Genomic DNA, 14,432 nt, shown 5'->3' with positions numbered 1-14,432 from the left:
CGGTGATGCCCTCAGCCTCAAAACACCACGATCAGGCGTGATGGGGGCTGTTCTTCTCGCCCTCGCGGCACTTTCCATGTGTATGCGTGAGCCGACTTCACGGTGCAGGGCCGGCCCGGCCTGCCGAGGTTGCAGGGTCCGATGCCTACTATTGGTCCCGGCGCCATTAGCGGGCTACGTTTGGGATAAGCGGCTTGCCCCGGGGCCTGTTCCTTACTCGACGGGTCTCCGGGGCAGCCCTATTGAGTAAGGACGCTCACTATGGCATACAACGTCGCCCAGAAGCTCATCGCATCCCATCTGGTTACGGGGGAGATGATTCCGGGGTCAGAGATCGGTCTGCACATTGACCAGACCCTCACCCAGGACGCGACCGGAACCCTGGTCATGCTTGAGCTGGAGGCGCTAGGGCTCGACCGCGCACGCACTGAGGTGTCCGTGCAGTACGTTGACCACAACCTCTTGCAGGCCGACAGCAAGAACGCGGAGGACCATGATTTTCTCCGCTCCGCCTGCCGTCGGTTCGGTCTGTGGTTCTCGAAGGCCGGCAACGGCGTATCTCACCCAACCCACATGCAGCGGTTCGGCATTCCGGGCAAGTCCATGGTCGGTTCCGACAGCCACACCCCGGCCGCAGGTTCGCTCGGGATGCTGGCTATCGGTGTCGGCGGCACCGAGGTGGCCCTGGCGATAGCGGGCGAACCGCTCTACCTCAAGATGCCGGAGATCTGGGGCGTGCGGCTCATTGGAAAGTTGCCGCCGTGGACAAGCGCCAAGGATGTCATTCTCGAAATGCTGCGTCGGCACGGCGTCCACGGTGGCGTTAACCGGATCATCGAGTACTATGGCCCCGGCCTCTCAACACTGACCGCGATGGACCGGCACGTGATCGCCAATATGGGCGCCGAACTAGGTGCAACGACGACGGTTTTCCCGGCCGACGATCAGGTCTGTGCCTTCCTGCGTTCCGAGCAGCGCGAGGGCGATTTCGCCGAACTTCTCGCCGACACCGATTCCACCTACGACGTGACCGAGGAGATCGACCTCTCCACGATCGAGCCGCTCATCGCGCTCCCCAGCTCCCCGGGCAATGTCGTTCAGGTGCGGGAGGTCGCCGGCAGGCCGGTGAATCAGGTCGTGATCGGATCCTCCGCGAATCCGGGGCTCCGCGACTTCGCGATTGTCGCCGCAATCACCAAGGGGCGGCAGTCCCACCCCGGCTTGTCCTTCGACGTCAATCCCAGCTCCCGGCAGATCCTGCAGGACCTGACAAAAATGGGCGCGACCTTCGATCTCATCAGCGCCGGCGCCCGGCTGCATCAAACGGGATGCATGGGCTGCATCGGCATGGGTCAGGCTCCCGCGAACGGAACGAACAGCTTGCGCACGATGCCGCGCAACTTCCCGGGCCGTTCGGGCACCCAGGAAGACTCGGTTTACCTGTGCTCGCCCGAGACGGCCGCTGCGGCCGCACTCACGGGGACGATCACCGACCCGCGAGACCTGCGGGAGCTCTACGACCTGGAGTACCCCGAGCTCGAACTGCCCGAGGTGTCGAGCGTGAACCTGACGATGCTCGAGAAGCCTTTGCCGCCGGAGGAAGCATCCGGAGTGACACTGGTCAAGGGCGAAAACATCTCTTCGCTCCCGGTCTTCGGGCCACTCGCTGATCGCATCGAGGCGCCGGTCGCCTTGGTCATGGGGAATGATGTCTCCACCGATGAGATCCTGCCGGCCGGTGCACGCGTTTTGCCCTACCGAAGCAACATCCCGAAGCTCGCCGAATTCACGTTTACCCGGATCGACGAAACCTACCCTGCCCGCGCCGCCCAAACCCGCGACACGTCGGGCCACATAGTGGTCGCCGGCGCCAACTACGGCCAGGGATCCTCGCGAGAGCACGCGGCGATCACCCCGCGCTTCCTCGGACTGCGCGCAGTAGTGGCCGTCTCGTTCGCTCGAATCCACTGGCAGAACCTGGCCAACTTCGGCGTCCTTGCACTCGAATTCACGAATCCTGCCGACCATGATCGGATCCAGCAAGGCGATGTGCTCCTACTGACAGGCACACGCGAGGCGCTCGTGACCGGCACGGCGATCCTCGTGCGCAACGAGACCCGCGATGAGGCCTACCCTGTGCGGCACGGACTCTCGACGCGTCAGGTTGACATGCTCCTTGCGGGTGGCCTCATCCCCTGGCTGCGCGAGCGTAAAGCACGCGACGCCAGCGATGCTTAAAAACTTTAGTCTCTGGATCACGACCCGATGCCTACAACAGGCCGAGGCATTTGACACGCGCTTGTGGTGAGGCACGGAATTCAGTCCGCCTCAACGGTGGTCAGCCGTGCCTGCTGTTCAGGTTGCGGCGGGCAGTGCGTCCGGGATCCGGGGTTTGGTGTTTCCTGTGAAGGTGAACTTGGCGTCGTCGCCTTCGCCGTCCACATCCACCACCACGATGTCGCCGGAGTGCAGCTCGCCGAAGAGGATCTTCTCGGAGAGCTGGTTTTCGATTTCGCGCTGGATGGTGCGGCGCAGCGGGCGTGCACCCATGGCGGGATCGTAGCCGCGGGTGGCCAGGAGTACCTTTGCCGCGGTGGTGAGTTCGATGCCCATGTTCTTGTCCGCAAGGCGCTTCTCCAGACGGCCGATCATCAGGTTCACGATCTGGATGATCTCGTTCTGCGTCAGCTGGGGGAAGACGATGACGTCGTCTACGCGGTTGAGGAACTCGGGGCGGAAGTGCTGCTTGAGCTCTTCCGTGACGCGGGCCCGCATCCGGTTGTAGCCGGTTTGCGTGTCGGTGCCGGACTGGAAGCCGGTGGCCACGCTCTTGGAGATGTCTCTGGTGCCGAGGTTGGTGGTCATGATGATCACGGTGTTCTTGAAGTCCACCACCCGGCCATGGCTATCGGTCAGGCGGCCGTCTTCCAAGATCTGCAGGAGGGAGTTGAAGAGGTCCGCGTGGGCCTTTTCCACTTCGTCGAACAGGACCACAGAGAAGGGTCGGCGGCGGACCTTTTCGGTCAGCTGCCCGCCCTCGTCGTATCCGACGTAGCCCGGAGGGGCGCCGAAGAGGCGCGATACCGTGTGCTTCTCCGAGTACTCGGACATGTCCAGGCTGATCAGAGCGTCTTCGTCGGCGAAGAGGAACTCGGCGAGGGCCTTGGCGAGCTCGGTCTTGCCGACGCCGGTGGGGCCGGCAAAGATGAACGAGCCACCCGGACGCTTGGGGTCCTTCAGGCCGGCACGGGTGCGGCGGATAGCCCGCGAAACCGACCTAATCGCTTCGTCCTGGCCTACAACACGCTGGTGCAGCTCGTCTTCCATTTTGAGCAGCCGCGAGGATTCTTTCTCGGTCAGCTTGAAGACGGGGATGCCCGTAGAGTTCGCCAGCACCTCCGCGATCAGGTCCTCGTCCACCTCCGAGCTGTCATCCACGCCGTGGGTCTTCCAGTGGCGCTCCTTCTCGGCACGTTCGGCAATGAGCTTCTGCTCCTTGCCGCGTAGCGACGCGGCCCCCTCGTAGTCCCCGGCGTCAATGGCAGACTCCTTTTCCCCTTTGACGACGGCAATCTTTTCTGCAAGGGCCTTCAGCTCCGGAGGGGCTGTCATGCGCCGGATGCGGAGGCGGGCGCCGGCTTCGTCGATGAGGTCGATCGCCTTGTCCGGCAGGAAGCGGTCCGAGATGTAGCGCTCGGAGAGATTCGCGGCGGCGACCAGTGCGCCGTCGGTGATAGTGACGCGGTGGTGCGCTTCGTAGCGGTCACGCAGGCCCTTGAGGATCTCGATAGCGTGGGCCACAGCGGGTTCCTGAACCTGGATCGGCTGGAACCGGCGCTCCAGGGCGGCATCCTTCTCGATGTGCTTGCGGTACTCATCCAGCGTGGTGGCGCCGATGGTCTGCAGCTCACCGCGGGCCAGCAACGGCTTGAGGATCGAGGCCGCATCGATGGCCCCTTCCGCGGCACCGGCACCCACGAGGGTGTGGATTTCATCGATGAAGAGGATGATGTCGCCGCGCGTCCGGATTTCCTTGAGGACCTTCTTAAGACGCTCTTCGAAGTCGCCGCGGTAGCGGGAGCCGGCAACGACGGATCCCAGGTCAAGGGTGTAGATCTGCTTGTCCTTGAGGGTCGCCGGGACGTCGCCGCGGACGATCGCCTGAGCTAGGCCCTCGACGACGGCGGTCTTGCCGACGCCGGGCTCACCGATCAGCACCGGGTTGTTCTTGGTGCGGCGGGAAAGGACCTGCATGACGCGTTCCATTTCCCGTTCGCGTCCGATCACCGGGTCCAGCTTGTTCTCGCGCGCAGCCTGGGTCAGGTTCCGGCCGAACTGGTCCAGGACCGCGGAACCGGCAGGAGCACCTTCTGCCTGAGCCGGGCCCTCGCCCGCGCCGGTGGTTTTTTCCTTGCCCTGGTAGCCGGAGAGCAGCTGGATGACCTGCTGGCGGACCCGGGTGAGGTCGGCTCCGAGCTTGACGAGCACCTGGGCCGCAACGCCCTCACCCTCACGGACGAGGCCGAGCAGGATGTGCTCCGTACCGATGTAGTTGTGGCCCAGTTGCAGGGCTTCACGGAGTGCGAGCTCAAGCACCTTCTTCGCGCGGGGCGTGAAGGGGATGTGGCCGGACGGCGCCTGCTGGCCCTGGCCGATGATCTCCTGTACCTGCTCGCGGACGCCGTCGAGCGAAATGCTCAAGGACTCAAGCGCCTTTGCAGCAACGCCGTCACCCTCGTGGATCAGACCCAAGAGGATGTGTTCGGTACCAATGTAGTTGTGGTTCAGCATGCGTGCCTCTTCTTGGGCAAGCACAACTACGCGACGGGCACGGTCCGTAAATCGCTCAAACATTTCGCCACACTCCTGGCTTCCTTCTACCTTGATGCTACGTCGCTGCGGGCCCTCATGGGGTGTTCGCCGAGACGCAGGATATGAGAAGGCCAGGAGGGCAGACCGCGAGCTCACAGAACGTCCTCTTGCAACGCTCGGGAGCACGCCGTGAACACTGAATTCGCCGATGTCACCGTGTCCAGGCTTGAACACCGTAGATCCGGTCGAACTTGAGCTCTCCCAGTTGCGCGGCGATTCGCAACGCCACCGCGCCGGCGCCGTTATCGTCCCAAGACGACGAGATATAGACAGTGAAGCTATCGGATAGTTACACTATCCATATGCGCATGGCTGAATTGAGCAGGGCCAGCGGCATCCCGGTCGCAACCATCAAGTTCTATCTGCGGGAGCGGCTGCTTCCCGCGGGTGAACGGACGGGGCCGAACCAGGCGCGCTACGGCGAGGAGCATTTGCGTCGTCTACGCCTCATCCGTGGCCTCCTGGAAGTCGGCGGACTCAGCGTCGCGACGGCACGAGGCGTCATCGACGCGGTCGATTCGGAGCTTCCGCTGACCCAGTCGTTCGGGGTAGCGCAGCGAGCGGTCTCCGCTACGATCGATCCGGCCGACATCGACCCCGAGGCCCTCGCCGGCATCGATCGCCTGGTTGAGGGCTGGCGCGTCTCCGGGGACAACCCGGGCCGGCTCGCCGCTGCCCATGTGCTGCAGACCTTCGAATCGCTGGGCCAGAGGGATGAACGGAACTGGTTCTCCCGCTACGCCGCCGCGGCCCTGCTGGTCGCCGAGGCCGACCTTGACCAGGTCGAGGCCCGGGGCAGCCGTGAGGACATGGCAGAAACCGTAGTCATCGGCACCGTGTTGGGCGACGCCCTTTTTTCCGGGCTTCGCCGTGCAGCGCAGGAGCATGTCTCCACCCTGCGATATCCCGTACCGTCCGAGCCCGACCGCACACCCACCCGGGAGTGAAAAATGTCCATGACCGCAACCACTTCGTTTCCTGCCCTCCAGACCCGCTGGCACCACCCGCTGCTCTGGCTCAGCCTCGCCATGGCAGCCTCGGCCCCCGTGGCCCTGGCGGGACTGGTCTTCGACCCCCGACTGCTGGACGGGGCACCGCTCTGGGCCAAGCCCTTCAAATTCTCCACGTCCATCCTGATCTACGCCGTGACGCTGTCCTGGCTGCTGGGCCAGCTGCCGCGCTGGCGGCGGCTGGCCTGGTGGGCCGGGACGGTGTCCGCTGTCTTCCTCGCTGTGGAAATGGTCATTATCGGAGGAGCTGCGGCGGCGGGCAATACGAGCCACTTCAACGTCTCCACGCCGCTTGCGGCGGGCCTCTGGTCCGTCATGGCCGCATCGATCGTCATCGTTTGGCTCGCGGCACTGCTCGTGGCACTGCTGCTCTTCAGGGCACCGCTCGGTGACCCCGCGCGCTCCTTGTCGATCCGGGCCGGGCTTGTCATCGCGCTCATCGGGATGGCCCTGGCGTTCCTCATGACGGGCCCCACGGCTGACCAGCTCAACAACTTCCAAGGCATCGCTGGGGCACACACGGTCGGCCTTCCCGACGGCGGCGCCGGCCTTCCGCTGCTGGGCTGGAGCACCGAGGCGGGAGACCTGCGCGTGCCCCATTTCGTAGGCATGCACGCCCTCCAGATCATTCCGCTCGCGGCCGTGCTGCTCGAACTTGGTGCCCGACGGATTACGTTGTTGCAGCCCGCTGCCACGCGCCTGGGCCTGCTCTGGATCCTGGTCATGTCCTACCTGGGCGCCCTTGCCATACTCACGGTGCAGGCTCTGGCCGGGCAGTCGGTGGTGCGCCCCGATGTAGCCTTCACGATCTGGGGCGTGACGCTCCTCGCGGCAGCGGGCCTCGCCGTCCTCGTCGTCCTCACCCGGGGGCGCCGCGGGGTAGTCGCGGTGCGTCCCGCTGCATAGAGGCCGGCCGGGTCCCGGGCGGCGCTTTCCCCTGAGTCAAGGCGTCTCCCCTTGAACGTCTGATCGCGCCAGGGATAGCATTGCCGGCACGGCGTCGATGGCGCACCTGTACAGCGTGATGCCGGTCAGGGACCTTGCTGGGGCGTGGCTTGGCTGGACCCGGACGGGAACCGGCTGTCCCTGGCCGGGGCCCGGCGGACACTGACGTCGATTAAACCGAGGAGACGGCCATGGGCGAGACAACTGCAGAGGCGTCATCAGCGGAGCTGATGGTCGACCTGATCATATCCTTGGACGGGTACGCCTCGGCCGAGGGATGGCCAGGCTGGTGGGGTCTGGAGGGGCCGGAATACCTGGCTTGGCTCGAGCAGGAGGGGGAGAAGGACTACACCTTCCTTCTCGGGGCGAACACGTACCGGCTGATGTCCAGCATGTCAGAGGAGGCCGCGGCCCAGGACTCGGCATTCTCCGAGAATGAGGGGGCCAGCCTGACCGGCCTTGCAGCCGTGCCCAAAGTCGTCTTCTCCTCCACCCTGCAGGCGCCCCTCACTTGGCCGAACTCGGAGCTGGTCACCGGGGACGCGGTCGACGCCGTGACGGAGATGAAACGGACCGGGAGCGGGCCCTTGAGCACCCTCGGGAGCCTCAGCCTCTGCCGGTCGCTGCTGACCGCTGGCCTCGTGGACAGGTTCAGGGTGGTCGTCTTCCCGGTGATCACGGGCCGCACAGGACGGGAGCGGATCTACGACGGCTATCCGGATGTCTCGCTCGACATGGTGGACAGCAGGACCTTCGATGGTCGGCTCCAGCTGCTCGAGTACGTCCCCACCGTGCTAAGCGCTCCGCCGGGCGGCGGTCCAACGTTAGTACAGGATCATTGAGCGGGCTTTCAGTCACGACAGTCGGGCCAGATTTGCCCGCTTTCGGCTTGAGTGCAGTTGCCGGAGGTCCATGTCTGCTGAATGGCGGATGGAGTCCACCGCCCCGTTATCGGGCAACTGATTCCGCTCGACACTTTCAACTCCGTGCCTTCGCGTGAGGTCCCATTGTGAGCCCGAGATGCTGCTATCCGCTTCATGTCAGGCAGCTATGGTGATCCGAAATGGTAGCGCCGAAACCGACGCTTCTTCCAGGGCTTCCGCTTAATTCATGGCTCCTCCTGCTCCCGCGCCTTTCGCTTGTTGCATTCTGCTTCAGCGGTTTAGTTCCGATGGTGTGCTGCTGGGTTAACAATTGCGCCGCTGGATCAAGACTTCCCTTGGTTCTCCATAGCTCCAGTGAAGTTTTTGGGTAGGAATGGGAAGCATTCGGGGAGTATCGGCCGTGCGATGCGAATCATGAGTGAGGCCCGCAATGTCGTTGCTTCAGCCCCGCGCTCGAGCGCGTCCTCGAGCTCCGGCCCGGCCGCGTGATCCGGCGTGAACAGGACGTTGCCGCTCTGGATGTAGGTACGCACGTCCCGATGTCCGGCGTCGCGGAAGCACGCAGAGAGGTCCGGCATGCGAATCAGGTTCTTGCCGCCCACGTTGATGCCGCGTAGCAATGCGACAGACGACGGCATCAATTCCCCCGGCGTTCGGGTGACGGCCGAACTTTCATGGCAGCACCGCGGCGATCGCGCTGATCTCGACGAGCGCCCCGGGCACGCCCAGCCCAGCGACGCGCGCCGCAGTCACCAGGGCCGGCTCATCGGATGCGAGTTCCGACACGATCGCCCCGTACCCCGCTGCGAGGTCGACGCCGTCGACGAAGAGCACCGTCCAGTGCACGACGTCGCCGAGGGTCGCGCCGGCCGCGGCGAGCGCGGTCCTCGCGTTCTCTAGGGCGCGGGCAGACTGCACGGCCACGTCTCCCTCTCCGACGAGTGAGCCGTCGACGTCGACGGCGTTCTGACCGCCGACGTAGATGGTGGTCGCGCCGGGCGGCACGATGGCGACGTGGCTGAAGGCCGGGCTCGAGATGAGCCCCTCGGGGCGGATGCGCTGTATGGGTGCCATGCCTGTATGTTCCCACTGACCGCCGACAGAGGGTGCGGCCCAGCCGACCCGTGATGGACACGCCGCTGCGTTTTAGTCGCGCTGAAGGCCGCCGTGGGTTCAGCTGTTCAGGAGCTGGGCTGCTGATGCTCCGGGTCTGAGCCTGTTGTGGGAATTGAGCGGCTGAGGCCGTCAAGAATGAGGTTCAGCCCGAAGTCGAACTCATCTCCAAAGTCGTAGCCGGGTTTGAGGACGTGTTCGGTGGCAATCTCGACCAGATGGGGGTACTGCCCGGTCGAAAAGCGCTCAACAATCGGCGTCGTGATCTCGGCGGGGGTGTCCCGGCCGTCAAACGGCAGGGCGGCTTCCTGGAGGGCGAATCCGTAGATGTAGCTGTCGAGCAGGGCGTAGGCGTGGGCTGTCAACTGAACAGAAAAACCCGCTGCCCTTAGTGTGCCCAGAGTTGCGTCATGGTGGCGCAGGTTTGCTGCGCCGGGGGAGGAGCGGCTTTCGAGCAGCCCGACCGCCCACGGGTGGCGTCTGAGCGCTGCACGCACCTCGTGCGCCCTCCGGTGCATTTCCTCCCGCCAGTCGCCCGCGGGGGAGGGAAGTTCGATTTCGCTGAAAACGAGGTCCACGATGCCGTCCAGGATCTCATCCTTGTTGGCCACGTAGTAGTAGAGCGACATGGGTTTGGTTCCCATGCTCTGGGCGAGCGAGCGAATGGTCAGTGCGCCGATTCCCAACTCATCGGCGAGGTCCAAGGCGCACTCGAGCACCTTCTCCCGGCTGAGCGGATGTCGCTTCCGGGGGGCGGGCGGCGAAGTGGTCGACACTGAAACTCCTTTGGGCTGTAGCACTTTAGTACATTGTACGATATTCTCCTTAGTACAGCGTACGAATCGGTGGGCTGCACACCACAAATGTTTGAAAGGAACGGCCATGACCCCTGGTCAGCAAGCTCAGCAGAGTCCTCGTTCGAGCGGCTCGACCGCGGCGGAGGTCACGATGCGGGCCATCGTGCAGGAGGCCTACGGCTCCGCCGATGTCCTGCACATGGCGCAGATCCCCAAGCCGAAGATTGCAGAAGACGAAGTGCTGGTTCGGGTCCACGCAGCAGGGCTGGACCGCGGGACCTGGCATGTGACCACGGGCTTGCCCTACGCGCTGCGTCTGGCCTACGGCGTCCGCGTCCCCAAAAACCCTGTCCCGGGGCTGGACTTGGCCGGCACCGTGACGGCCGTGGGAGCGGCAGTCACCCGCTTCGCCACCGGGGACCAAGTCTTCGGCGTCGGGAAGGGCTCCTTCGCTGAGTACGCCACGGCCCGCGAAAACCAACTCGCCCGTAAACCGGCGAACATCAGTTTCGAACAGGCCTCGGTAGTTCCGGTTTCCGGCTGCACCGCACTGCAAGCAATCCGAACCGCCGGCCCAATAGCGCCGGGACACAAGGTACTGATCCTCGGGGCCTCGGGCGGGGTCGGCAGCTACGCAGTGCAGCTCTCCAAGGCGGCAGGGGCCGTGGTCACCGGCGTCTGCAGCGGAATGAAAATGGACCTGGTACGCTCCCTCGGCGCCGAGCACGTCATCGACTACACCAGGCAGGACTTCGCCGACGGCACCGAACACTACGACGTGATCCTGGACATCGCCGGGAACCCCACCCTGTCACGCCTCCGCCGGGCGCTCACCACAACCGGCACGGCTGTCATTACCGGCGGCGAGGAAGGCGGGTCCTGGACCGGCAGTTTGGACCGGCAATTCCGTGCCCTGGCGCTGTCCCCGTTCATCCGTCAGCGGCTGACCATGGTCATTGGCACAGAAAGTTCAGCGGACCTCGAACACCTCGCCGACCTCCTGGAAAAGGGCACGATTGTCCCTGCAATCGATCGTACTTATCCACTGGAGCGGGTTCCCGACGCGATGCGCTACTTCGACGCCGGCAAGGCCCGCGGGAAAGTCGTGATCACCATCTAAGCCTCAGCACTGACCTCGCATCATGACCGGGTCAGTCTTTCGCTAGAGGCGGAGTTCCATGAAAACGCTGTTTGGGTCCAGGGCGTAGTCGGCAAAAGGCTGGCACTCGGTGAATCCGTTGCGGGCGTACAGCCGCCGTGCGGGAGCGAAGTACTCCTCGGTTCCTGTCTCAAGGTAGATGCGCCCGTAGTCTCGGCTCCGGGCTTCGTCCAGGATGTGCCTGAGCATGAGGGTGGCGACGCCGCGTCCCCGCGCACTTGCTGTGGTGCGCATGGACTTGATTTCGCCGTGCTTCGCTGAGCCGTGCGCGGATTCGAGGAGTTTGAGCGCGCCACACCCCAGGAGCTCGCCTTCCTCGCGGGCCGTCCAAAACGTGATCGACGGTCCGGACAGCGCTGATTGGTCCAGCGCGTGCACACTTTCGGCCGGCGAAGTGGCGAACATGTCCGCCAGGTGCTCGCTCAGGAGTTGGTGGACATCCCGGCGCGCGGGGTCATCGTGGTCAATCTGAATCATCGCCTCAAATTTACCGGCGCACCCAACCAATACGAAAGTAAGGCGGTGCGCGCGTCGCGCTCTTGAGCCAGTTTCATCATTGTTTCCGGGTTACGCGGCCAGAGATTGTGGATCTGTTTCCCTATGGCCAAGCTGAGTATATTGGCAGCAATGGGTGCGCCATCGGATCCCATGCTGGTACGGGCTTCAATCTTGCGTTCAGCGTGTGGACATTTGGGAAGTGAGGAGTAGGTGTCTCACGCGATTCCGCCGGGGGTCAGCCGGCGTCTGTACAACGAAGACCTCGCACCGGCCGAGCATCGCACATGGGGTTTCTATTCACTGTTTGCGATGTGGATGTCGGACATACATTCGCTCGGCGGTTACACGTTCGCTGCGGGGCTCTTCGCGTTGGGCCTTGGTGCCTGGCAGGTGTTCCTTGCCCTGGTTGCGGGGATTGTGATCGTTTTTGTCCTGATGAACTTCTCCGGATACGCCGGCCAGAAGACCGGAGTTCCGTACCCCGTGCTCGCCAGGATCTCGTTTGGAACGTTCGGTGCCAACCTTCCCGCACTGCTTCGTGCCCTGGTCGCGATTGCCTGGTACGGCATCCAGACTTGGCTGGCCTCCCGTGCCGTCATCATCATCGCCCTCAAGATCTGGCCCGAACTGCAAGGCCTGACCGAGAACAATTTCCTGGGCGAATCCACCCTGGGCTGGCTGGCCTTCCTGTTGATGTGGTCGCTCCAGCTTCTTTTGCTTCGAAACGGCATGGAGACGATCCGGAGGTTTCAGGACTGGGCCGGTCCGGCAGTCTGGGCGGTGATGGGCCTGTTGGTCGTTTACATCCTGATCAATGCGGGGTGGAATATTTCACTCGACCTGCCGGGAGGCACGGCGGAATGGGGGGTCACACACGCCTTCTTCGCCGCCGTGGCGCTGACGGTGACGTACTTCTCCACCCTGATGCTCAACTTCTGCGACTTTTCCCGGTTCGCGCCCTCCCGCAAAGCAGTGCGCACGGCGAACCTGTGGGGGCTGCCGGTGAACTTCATCGCCTTCTCCGTGGTCTCCGTCGTTGTCACCGCCGGAACGTTCAAGGTGTATGGGGAGTACATCTACGACCCGGTAGAGATCGTTGGGAGGATCGACAGTATTTGGGCGCTTCTGCTTGGCGCTGTCACCTTCGCTGTGGCAACGCTGGGGATCAATGTGGTGGCAAACTTCGTCTCGCCGGCTTACGACCTCGCGAATGTCTGGCCCGCGCGGATTGATTTCAGGCGCGGTGGCCTGATGGCCGCAATGATCGCCCTCGTCATTACGCCTTGGAACCTGTTCAATAGTCCGGTCGTGATTAACCTGTTCCTCGGCGGGCTCGGGGCGCTGCTCGGGCCGCTGTTCGGGATCATCATGGTTGACTACTATGTGCTCCGCAGGCAGCAGGTGCTGGTTCGAGACCTGTTCAGGGAACAGGGGTACTACACCTATACAGGCGGCTGGAACCAGAAAGCGGTCATCTCGTTTGTCGTCTCGGCCGTCCCGGCGGTGGTCTTCGCCCTGGTTCCGGTATTTGGCGCCTTCTCGGCGTTCTCTTGGTTCCTCGGAGCACTCGTGGCGGCCGCGGTGCATTATCTAATCTCTCGCCACGACACGAGTCTGGCCGAATCCATCATGGCCGCTGCCGCCGAAGAGGCCGATCCGGGCGCACCGTGGACGCAGGTTCCCCAGACGCGGTGAGCCAGGGGTAGCGGCTCTCAGCCCCTTTGGGTGTCCGCTGGCGCGGCCGGCCGACGGGTGCACAGTTCGCCTGCAAATCGGTGGCCAATAAGTATGCCCCAGAGCACGGCTCTGGGGCATACACCGGATTGCTGATTTAGCCTACAAGGGCTCGGGTGTGGTCGTTAAGGAATATTCCGCGGGGGTCGAACTCCCGGCGTATTTGAATGAAGGTGTCAAGTTCCGGGTAGAGACGTTCCAGGCGCTTCCTGGTCATGAAGTGGATCTTGCCCCAGTGTGCTCGCGGCTCGAATTCCTGCAGCAGCGCATCAGCATCCCGGAAGAAGGGCCAGTAGTCAGTTCCGGGCTCGGTTGTCAGGGTAATGACGGTTGTGTCCCGTCCTTGGAACTGGGACATGTAGCCTTCATCGGCTTTCACCCAGCGGACCTCAACGGGATACCTCTGGGCGGAATGCTTGGTGCGGATCAGCTCCTGGACAGCCTCGACGGCCGCCAGCCCGTGCTCGCTGGGAACGAAGTACTCGAGTTCATGGAACGGTGTGGTGAATCCGCCCGGGTAGATGCGGTACGACCGGTCCAGCCGGGCGCCCTCCGTGCGCGAAATCTCACGCTCGTCCTGGACCTGGGCGATGTTGTAACGCTTGGTGTAACTGCGGTTCGCCATGCTCTGGCCGGGTGCTCCGGGAAGGTCCAGGAGTTCGCATGAACCGTCTTCCGGGCACCAGAGGAACGAGTAATGCCTGTTGGCATCGATGTCGGTCTGCCATGTTGCCGCGGTCTCTGACCAGGTGGGGTACGTAATCTCCTCCTGCAGGTAATAGCGGTCCTCGACCGCCAGCTCGACCTCCAGGAAAACTCCCAGCGTCCCCAAAGCCACCTGCGCCGCCCTGAGTTCGCGGAGCTGGCCTTCACCGATTTCGACGATTTCGCCGTAGCCGTTGATCAGCTTGACCCAGCGAAGGCTTGACGAAAAGCTGCCCAGGTCCTTGCCGGAGCCGTGAGTGCTGGTTGAGAGCGCTCCGGCGATCTGCTGCTTGTCGATGTCGCCCTGGTTGCCCAGTGCCAGCCCCTGCTCCCACAGTGGATCGCCGAAGGCGCTGATGGTGGTGCCCGCCAGGGCCCTGGCACGACGCCGGCCCTTGTCAGTTCCGGTGATTGCTGAGAGCGCCGACATGTCCATCAGGACGCCGCCGGTCTGGACCAGCGGGGAGGACGAATGTCCTGAGCCGACCGCCCGCACAGGGAGGCCTTCGCGGATGGCGAAGCGAACGGCGTCGAGCGCTTCCTGTTCAGTCCGCGGCCGCACGGTGAAAGCCGGCGTGGCGCTCTGGTTTCCGCCCCAGTTGGTCCACGTTACGTCCGTCCCGAAGGGAGCGGACGGCGTTGCGGCGCGCGCCAACGCCGCGTTGTTGGGAAGGTTCGTGGTGGTCATTGCTGAGCTCCGATGCTGGTCTGAACG

12 protein-coding genes are annotated in these 14,432 nt (G+C 63.9%); 6 read left to right on the top strand and 6 right to left on the bottom strand.

Annotated elements, in window-relative coordinates:
* Positions 1–261 precede the first annotated feature (261 nt).
* Positions 262–2,238, top strand: coding sequence for an aconitate hydratase (locus J7I89_RS13190; protein ID WP_214970955.1), 1,977 nt, complete (start codon positions 262–264; stop codon positions 2,236–2,238).
* Between the two features lie 117 nt (positions 2,239–2,355).
* Here J7I89_RS13190 and J7I89_RS13185 read toward each other — a convergent pair whose 3' ends face one another.
* Positions 2,356–4,854, bottom strand: coding sequence for an ATP-dependent Clp protease ATP-binding subunit (locus J7I89_RS13185; RefSeq protein WP_214970953.1), 2,499 nt, complete (start codon positions 4,852–4,854; stop codon positions 2,356–2,358).
* A 326-nt stretch (positions 4,855–5,180) separates the two neighbouring features.
* On the opposite strand from J7I89_RS13185, the gene J7I89_RS13180 reads away from it, so the two are divergent.
* The 3 genes from J7I89_RS13180 to J7I89_RS13170 all read left to right on the top strand — a co-directional run bounded on the left by J7I89_RS13180 (position 5,181) and on the right by J7I89_RS13170 (position 7,669).
* Positions 5,181–5,819: a MerR family transcriptional regulator gene (locus tag J7I89_RS13180; RefSeq protein ID WP_214970951.1), complete on the top strand. Its 639-nt coding sequence runs from the start codon at positions 5,181–5,183 to the stop codon at positions 5,817–5,819.
* A gap of 9 nt (positions 5,820–5,828) precedes the next feature.
* Positions 5,829–6,788, top strand: a complete 960-nt coding sequence (locus J7I89_RS13175; RefSeq protein ID WP_214970949.1) for a hypothetical protein — start codon at positions 5,829–5,831, stop codon at positions 6,786–6,788.
* A 230-nt stretch (positions 6,789–7,018) separates the two neighbouring features.
* Complete coding sequence (locus J7I89_RS13170) at positions 7,019–7,669, top strand: dihydrofolate reductase family protein (RefSeq protein ID WP_214970947.1); 651 nt, start codon at positions 7,019–7,021, stop codon at positions 7,667–7,669.
* Positions 7,670–8,034: 365 nt separating this feature from the next.
* Here the strand turns inward: J7I89_RS13170 and J7I89_RS13165 are convergent, their stop codons facing one another.
* The 3 genes from J7I89_RS13165 to J7I89_RS13155 all read right to left on the bottom strand — a co-directional run bounded on the left by J7I89_RS13165 (position 8,035) and on the right by J7I89_RS13155 (position 9,600).
* Positions 8,035–8,349: a DUF1697 domain-containing protein gene (locus J7I89_RS13165; RefSeq protein WP_214970945.1), complete on the bottom strand. Its 315-nt coding sequence runs from the start codon at positions 8,347–8,349 to the stop codon at positions 8,035–8,037.
* 34 nt (positions 8,350–8,383) lie between these two features.
* Complete coding sequence (locus tag J7I89_RS13160) at positions 8,384–8,785, bottom strand: RidA family protein (RefSeq protein ID WP_214970942.1); 402 nt, start codon at positions 8,783–8,785, stop codon at positions 8,384–8,386.
* A 107-nt stretch (positions 8,786–8,892) separates the two neighbouring features.
* The gene (locus tag J7I89_RS13155) at positions 8,893–9,600 is read right to left on the bottom strand and encodes a TetR/AcrR family transcriptional regulator C-terminal domain-containing protein (protein WP_308159903.1); all 708 of its coding nucleotides are present in this window, start codon (positions 9,598–9,600) and stop codon (positions 8,893–8,895) included.
* A gap of 106 nt (positions 9,601–9,706) precedes the next feature.
* Between J7I89_RS13155 and J7I89_RS13150 the strand changes: the two genes are divergently transcribed.
* Positions 9,707–10,741 (top strand): NAD(P)-dependent alcohol dehydrogenase, encoded by a 1,035-nt coding sequence (locus tag J7I89_RS13150; protein ID WP_214970936.1) that lies wholly within the window; start codon positions 9,707–9,709, stop codon positions 10,739–10,741.
* A 42-nt stretch (positions 10,742–10,783) separates the two neighbouring features.
* Here the strand turns inward: J7I89_RS13150 and J7I89_RS13145 are convergent, their stop codons facing one another.
* Positions 10,784–11,257: a GNAT family N-acetyltransferase gene (locus J7I89_RS13145; RefSeq protein ID WP_214970934.1), complete on the bottom strand. Its 474-nt coding sequence runs from the start codon at positions 11,255–11,257 to the stop codon at positions 10,784–10,786.
* A gap of 231 nt (positions 11,258–11,488) precedes the next feature.
* Between J7I89_RS13145 and J7I89_RS13140 the strand changes: the two genes are divergently transcribed.
* The gene (locus J7I89_RS13140; RefSeq protein WP_214970931.1) at positions 11,489–12,973 is read left to right on the top strand and encodes an NCS1 family nucleobase:cation symporter-1; all 1,485 of its coding nucleotides are present in this window, start codon (positions 11,489–11,491) and stop codon (positions 12,971–12,973) included.
* A gap of 136 nt (positions 12,974–13,109) precedes the next feature.
* On the opposite strand, the gene J7I89_RS13135 is transcribed toward J7I89_RS13140, so the two are convergent.
* Positions 13,110–14,405 (bottom strand): D-arabinono-1,4-lactone oxidase, encoded by a 1,296-nt coding sequence (locus tag J7I89_RS13135; protein ID WP_214970927.1) that lies wholly within the window; start codon positions 14,403–14,405, stop codon positions 13,110–13,112.
* Between the last annotated feature and the right edge of the window lie 27 nt (positions 14,406–14,432).

It is taken from the genome of Arthrobacter sp. ISL-5, assembly GCF_018613835.1.
Taxonomy (GTDB): Bacteria; Actinomycetota; Actinomycetes; order Actinomycetales; family Micrococcaceae; genus Arthrobacter.
Note: the sequence above shows the minus strand (reverse complement) of the source record. Positions and strands in the feature narration are given on the sequence as shown.

What these genes read in the sequence shown, in the direction of transcription:
- J7I89_RS13190 (WP_214970955.1), top strand. Translation starts at nt 262, where the DNA reads ATGGCATACAACGTCGCCCAGAAGCTCATCGCATCCCATCTGGTTACG.
- J7I89_RS13185 (WP_214970953.1), bottom strand. Translation starts at nt 4,854, where the DNA reads ATGTTTGAGCGATTTACGGACCGTGCCCGTCGCGTAGTTGTGCTTGCC.
- J7I89_RS13180 (WP_214970951.1), top strand. Translation starts at nt 5,181, where the DNA reads ATGGCTGAATTGAGCAGGGCCAGCGGCATCCCGGTCGCAACCATCAAG.
- J7I89_RS13175 (WP_214970949.1), top strand. Translation starts at nt 5,829, where the DNA reads ATGACCGCAACCACTTCGTTTCCTGCCCTCCAGACCCGCTGGCACCAC.
- J7I89_RS13170 (WP_214970947.1), top strand. Translation starts at nt 7,019, where the DNA reads ATGGGCGAGACAACTGCAGAGGCGTCATCAGCGGAGCTGATGGTCGAC.
- J7I89_RS13165 (WP_214970945.1), bottom strand. Translation starts at nt 8,349, where the DNA reads ATGCCGTCGTCTGTCGCATTGCTACGCGGCATCAACGTGGGCGGCAAG.
- J7I89_RS13160 (WP_214970942.1), bottom strand. Translation starts at nt 8,785, where the DNA reads ATGGCACCCATACAGCGCATCCGCCCCGAGGGGCTCATCTCGAGCCCG.
- J7I89_RS13150 (WP_214970936.1), top strand. Translation starts at nt 9,707, where the DNA reads ATGACCCCTGGTCAGCAAGCTCAGCAGAGTCCTCGTTCGAGCGGCTCG.
- J7I89_RS13145 (WP_214970934.1), bottom strand. Translation starts at nt 11,257, where the DNA reads ATGATTCAGATTGACCACGATGACCCCGCGCGCCGGGATGTCCACCAA.
- J7I89_RS13135 (WP_214970927.1), bottom strand. Translation starts at nt 14,405, where the DNA reads ATGACCACCACGAACCTTCCCAACAACGCGGCGTTGGCGCGCGCCGCA.